The sequence below is a fragment of the Tardiphaga sp. genome, from assembly GCF_044340795.1.
Taxonomy (GTDB): Bacteria; Pseudomonadota; Alphaproteobacteria; order Rhizobiales; family Xanthobacteraceae; genus Tardiphaga.
Map to the genome: position 1 here is coordinate 1 of NZ_JBIISY010000336.1, position 5121 is coordinate 5121.

6 protein-coding genes and 1 tRNA gene are annotated in these 5121 nt (G+C 62.6%); 5 read left to right on the plus strand and 2 right to left on the minus strand.

Annotation, left to right across the window (positions count from 1 at the left end; translation table 11 throughout):
* Positions 1-207: 207 nt before the first annotated feature.
* Positions 208-281, minus strand: a tRNA-Gln gene (locus ACIQ17_RS30565).
* 467 nt (positions 282-748) lie between these two features.
* On the opposite strand from ACIQ17_RS30565, the gene ACIQ17_RS30570 reads away from it, so the two are divergent.
* The 3 genes from ACIQ17_RS30570 to ACIQ17_RS30580 all read left to right on the plus strand — a co-directional run bounded on the left by ACIQ17_RS30570 (position 749) and on the right by ACIQ17_RS30580 (position 3692).
* On the plus strand, positions 749-2512 hold the full coding sequence (locus ACIQ17_RS30570) for an ATP-binding protein (RefSeq protein WP_398473227.1): 1764 nt from the start codon (positions 749-751) through the stop codon (positions 2510-2512).
* Positions 2513-2585: 73 nt separating this feature from the next.
* Entirely contained in the window at positions 2586-3161 is a 576-nt protein-coding gene (locus ACIQ17_RS30575) for a peroxidase-related enzyme (RefSeq protein ID WP_398473228.1), read from the plus strand.
* 21 nt (positions 3162-3182) lie between these two features.
* Positions 3183-3692 carry an MgtC/SapB family protein gene (locus tag ACIQ17_RS30580; RefSeq protein WP_398473229.1) on the plus strand — a complete coding sequence of 170 codons (510 nt, stop codon included), beginning with the start codon at positions 3183-3185 and terminating at the stop codon, positions 3690-3692.
* On the opposite strand, the gene ACIQ17_RS30585 is transcribed toward ACIQ17_RS30580, so the two are convergent.
* Positions 3653-4279, minus strand: coding sequence for a ParB-like protein (locus ACIQ17_RS30585; RefSeq protein WP_398473230.1), 627 nt, complete (start codon positions 4277-4279; stop codon positions 3653-3655). The genes ACIQ17_RS30580 and ACIQ17_RS30585 overlap by 40 nt on opposite strands.
* Before the next feature lie 173 nt (positions 4280-4452).
* Here ACIQ17_RS30585 and ACIQ17_RS30590 point away from each other — a divergent pair, with 173 nt between their 5' ends.
* The gene (locus ACIQ17_RS30590) at positions 4453-4788 is read left to right on the plus strand and encodes a hypothetical protein (RefSeq protein ID WP_398473232.1); all 336 of its coding nucleotides are present in this window, start codon (positions 4453-4455) and stop codon (positions 4786-4788) included.
* Positions 4789-4977: 189 nt separating this feature from the next.
* The coding region (locus ACIQ17_RS30595) for an acyl carrier protein (protein ID WP_398473233.1) at positions 4978-5121 on the plus strand (144 nt) is incomplete at its 3' end.

Genomic DNA, 5121 nt, shown 5'->3' on the forward strand with positions numbered 1-5121 from the left:
CGCGCCGGTATATAGATAGCGCCTATAGGCCTTTAAGTTGTTCACATCCGCCCCCTCAGATTAGTAGTTGCCTTAGGACTACGGGACGCGTGATGCCGCGGCAACGGAGGGCTGTTTAGAATTAGTTTACAATGAGGCGAGAGCGGCCGCTGGCCAAAGCCGCCACTTTATCGAGGGAAATCAGACGCTTGGTGATTTAAGCTTAGCTGGCTGGGGAACCTGGATTCGAACCAAGACAAACAGAGTCAGAGTCTGTTGTGCTACCGTTACACCATTCCCCAACGGATTCAGACGATCGAAGGGCTGGAAGCCGCGGTCTGGAATCGGTTGGTCGAGAACATCGTCTCGACGGAGCGCCTTCTAGCCCGTCCGCCTCATCGAACGCAAGAGGCTCGCGCGGATATCGACACAATAGCCGTCGATGACGTCAAACTGGGCCATGCGACGGGAGATTGGGATGATTGACCCGCCTCGACGCTGCCCCGATCCCAAGCGTCTTCTGCCCGGGCGCGACAGACATCTTCAGGACCGCTTTCGGCCTTGGTTAAAACGGACTGAACCCAGGCAATCGCGGGCGATGGGACCGGTACCTCATAACCGGATTTCCGGCCTGTCCTCCGACGGCATTCTGCCTGACGACATCACTGCGACGACCCGGCTCAAACCGTTCTTTTCCCTTTAACAGTTTCTCCAGCCCCTTCCCCGCATAGTGGCCCGTAAAATCGGGGCGCAGAACGCGAATTCGGGTATGGATCATTTGACTAAAGCAACGTTGTTCGGGCGCATCATTTCGGTGCGCGGATCGCTCGCGCGCGTGGGGGTTCTGGCGGTCAATCCAATGACGCCCGCGGAGATGCGCGGCACCGTCGGGCGCTTCGTCAGCATCCGTTGCGCTGCTTCGACCATCATTGCCATGATCACGGAAGTCTCTTCCGAGAATCTGAATGCGTCCGATGTCCATGTCGCCAGCGCGTCGGTCGACCTCTTGGGCGAGATCAGCGGGCCGCCGGATCGCCCAAAATTCCAGCGCGGCGTCACCACTTATCCGACCATCGGCGACGCCGTCGAACTGATCAGCAATACAGACCTGCGCACGGTCTATGCACCGTCGGGCGCCGACCAGATCAATGTCGGCACGCTGCAGCAGGATCGCTCCGTCACCGCCTATGTCGATGTCGAGGAAATGCTGAGCAAGCATTTCGCCGTGCTCGGCTCCACCGGCGTCGGCAAATCGTCGGGCGTGTCGCTGCTGCTCAATGAAATCCTGCTGGTGCGGCCGAACCTGCGCATGTTCCTGCTGGACGTGCACAACGAATATGGCCGCTGCTTCGGCGACAGGGCTCTGGTGCTCAATCCGCGCAATCTGAAACTGCCGTTCTGGCTGTTCAATTTCGAGGAGATCGTCGACGTCCTGTTCGCTGGCCGTCCTGGCGTCCCTGAAGAGCTCGAAATTCTCGCCGAGGTGATTCCGATCGCCAAGGGCGTCTATACGCAATACCAGAATTCCGACCGCATCGGTCTCAAGCGCATCGATCCGAAGACCATCGGCTACACCGTGGACACGCCGGTGCCTTATCGCCTGGTCGACATGATCTCACTGATCGACGAGCGCATGGGCAAGCTGGAGAACCGCTCGTCGCGCATCCAGTATCACAAGCTGCTGTCGCGCATCGACGCGGTCAAAAACGATCCGCGCTATGCCTTCATGTTCGACAACGCCAATGTCGGCGGCGACACCATGGCCGAAGTGATCAGCCATCTGTTCCGCCTGCCCGCCAATGGCAAGCCGATGACCATCATGCAGCTCGCCGGCTTCCCTGCGGAAGTGGTGGACTCCGTGGTCTCGGTGCTGTGCCGCATGGCGTTCGATTTCGGCCTGTGGAGCGACGGTGCCTCGCCGCTGCTTTTCGTCTGCGAGGAAGCGCATCGCTATGCTGCCGCCGACCGCAATATCGGCTTCGGCCCGACCCGCAAGGCGGTGTCGCGCATCGCGAAAGAAGGCCGCAAATACGGCGTCTATCTCGGTCTCGTGACCCAACGCCCGGCCGAACTCGACGCCACCATCATCTCCCAGTGCAACACGCTGTTTGCGATGCGGCTGGCGAATGACCGTGACCAGGCGCTGCTGCGCTCGGCGGTGTCGGATGCCGCCGCCAACCTGCTCTCTTTCGTGCCATCGCTCGGCACCCGCGAAGTGCTGGCGTTCGGCGAAGGTGTCGCGCTGCCGACGCGGCTGCGTTTCAAGGAAGTGCCGGCGCATCAACTGCCGCGTTCGGAAGCGACGATTTCCACGGTGCCATCCGCCGCTGCCGGTTTCGACATGAATTTCGTCGGTGCCGTACTCGAGCGCTGGCGCGGCGCGACGTCGAGCCGCGATGTCCCGAATGATCCCGGCTTCATCGAACGCCCGATGGCACCACCACAGCCACGCATGGTGGATGCGCCGATGCTGCAGCCGTCGCTCGGCCTCGATCCCGATCGCTTCTCGCTGCTGAAGAAGCCGCTGAGGTAAGCCGGGCTGCGGCTTTCCGGCGCCCGCATCATCGCCTATGGTCCCTTGAAACAACAGTTTCAAGGGACGCTCCATGACCGCTGCCAAGACACGCTTTCCCGCCCCTGCCATCGACAGCCTGCCGGATGACATCCGCACGCGCATTCTGGCGGTGCAGGAAAAGTCCGGTTTCGTGCCGAATGTGTTTCTGTCGCTGGCGTCGCGTCCCGACGAGTTTCGCGCCTTCTTCGCCTATCACGATGCGCTGATGGAGAAGGACAGCGGGCTCACCAAGGTCGAACGCGAAATGATCGTGGTGGCAACCTCGGCCGCGAACCAGTGCCACTACTGCGTCATCGCCCATGGCGCGATTCTGCGCATCCGCGCCAAGGACCCGACCATCGCCGACCAGATCGCGGTGAACTATCGCAAGGCCGACATCACGCCGCGCCAGCGCGCGATGCTCGACTTCGCCATGAAGGTCAGCCGCTCGGCCGAGACCGTGTCGGAGGCCGATTTCGCCGAGGTGGCGAGCCACGGCTTCACCGATGACGACATCTGGGACATCACCGCCGTATCCGCCTTCTTCGCCCTGTCGAACCGCATGGCGAATGTCACCAGCATGAAGCCCAATGACGAATTCTACATGATGGGGCGGCTGCCGAAGTAACGGTCGCCGGGAGGCATCGCCGTGCTCGACTGGTCGGACATCATCCTGCGTCTCGGCGTCGCCGCCCTTGCCGGTGGCGCGGTCGGGCTCAATCGCGATTTGCACGGTAAACCGGTGGGCGTGCGCACGCTTGCGCTTGTCAGCCTAGCCACCGCAATGCTCACCACCCTGGCCGATCCGCTGCGCCAGGGCGGCTTCACCGATGCCGGCAGCCGCATCGTGCAGGGCATCGTCACCGGCATCGGCTTTCTCGGTGCCGGCGTCATCTTCCATGCCGAACGGCATTTCCGCATCCGCGGCCTCACGAGCGCGGCCTGCGTCTGGCTGACCGCCTGTATCGGCATCATGTGCGGCGCCGGCCACTGGCGGCTGGCCAGTGTTTCGCTCGCCATCACCTTCGCGGTGCTGCTGCTCGGCGGCAAGATCGAGCGCGCCCTGCACCGCGCCCTTGGCGGTAAGGGTGATCCAACTTCCGAGCCGATGGATGCGCCTCAGCCATCCGATGCCGGGCCACACCAGCCCGGCAGATAGATCGCATCCTTGCTCTTGGCGATGGCGAGCGCTTTCTCCACGGCGCTCGCGAAGTCGCTCTCGACGTCCTTGCGTGACAAGCGGCGACGGAACAGATCTGCCCACAGGAATTCGCTGAATGGCGTGACGTCCTTGGCATAGCCACCGGCGCGGCGGATTTCGCCGGCGAGGCTGCGATACGGATCGTCCTTCAATCCCGTGACCGATTTGGGAATGTCCCGGAAGGGCCGGCGTTCGCCCTTGCCGTCATAGGGATAGGCCCAGCGGCGGTGATCCAGCACGCTCCAGAACGCATCCTTGTCGACCATGGTCAGGTCGGCGATCACCGTGACGAGCACGTCCTTGACCCCTTCATCATGCAGCGCACGCGCGAGATGATGGTGATCGACCACGTAATGTTTCTTGTCCGGCCCCAGCACCACCGGGATCATGTGCTCGCCGAGCAGCCTGGCCTGCTTCTTCTTCGACGTGTGCGCGCGCCAGCGTTTCCGCTTCTCCTTCACTTCCCGCATGCCCACCGTCATCTGCGTCGGGCGCAGCGACAGGATCGGCACCGGCTGCAGGATCGGCTCGCGGATATTCGACATGTCGGACCTCCCTGGATGCATTTGCCGCAGCGACTATGACACGCGCTTCACGCATAGACCGATCAGTTCCACGTCATCGCGTCCGATCACGACATTGCGGCCATGCGACTTTTGCCGGGGCAGCCCCCTCCACCCGTGTTACGATCACTCATTGCCTCACTAGGCCCTCGCCCATGAAGACCCAGCAGCCGATCATCCGCGACGACGACGAGCACCGCGTGCTCCGCTTCGTCCCGCGCACCTCGACGACGCTGCCGAACCATCCGACCGTCCCTGCGTCCGGCACCGCCCTCAAGCCGGCCGGCGACCTGTCGCGCTATCAGCAGCCAACCGAGCCCGACGACTTCCGCCATCGCATGTTGGCCAATGCCGCGGCGTTCGCGTTCACGGCGCTCCTGGTCGGCGCCGGCATCTGGCTCGCCGTGACCATCGCGGACCTGCGCAAGACCCAGGATTGCGTGCTGATGGGGCGGCGCGACTGCGCCAAGATCGTCGACCCCCACCCCTGAGGCCCCTGCCGGGCGCTTCGGATAGCCCACAGGGCGCTGGTGAGCGCCTGCTCAACTGCATTGAACTGCCGCCCCTGCTCCGATATACGGGCAAACGACTCCCTGCGGCGGACTGGACCTATTCCAGTGCGAAGCCTAGCCTTTGCGCGCGCAGAACGAAATTTACATTCAAGATATCAAAGGCTTAGTATGTCCTCCACATTCGATCAGGTCGCTACCATCATCGCGGAAACCTGCGACATCCCGCGCGACACGATCACGCCGGAAAGCCACGCCATCGACGATCTCGGCATCGACAGCCTCGACTTCCTGGACATCGCCTTTGCGATCGAC

Bases quoted from the DNA above. Each gene is read 5' to 3' on its own strand.
- ACIQ17_RS30570 (WP_398473227.1), top strand. From the start codon at position 749: ATGGATCATTTGACTAAAGCAACGTTGTTCGGGCGCATCATTTCGGTG.
- ACIQ17_RS30575 (WP_398473228.1), top strand. From the start codon at position 2,586: ATGACCGCTGCCAAGACACGCTTTCCCGCCCCTGCCATCGACAGCCTG.
- ACIQ17_RS30585 (WP_398473230.1), bottom strand. From the start codon at position 4,279: ATGTCGAATATCCGCGAGCCGATCCTGCAGCCGGTGCCGATCCTGTCG.
- ACIQ17_RS30590 (WP_398473232.1), top strand. From the start codon at position 4,453: ATGAAGACCCAGCAGCCGATCATCCGCGACGACGACGAGCACCGCGTG.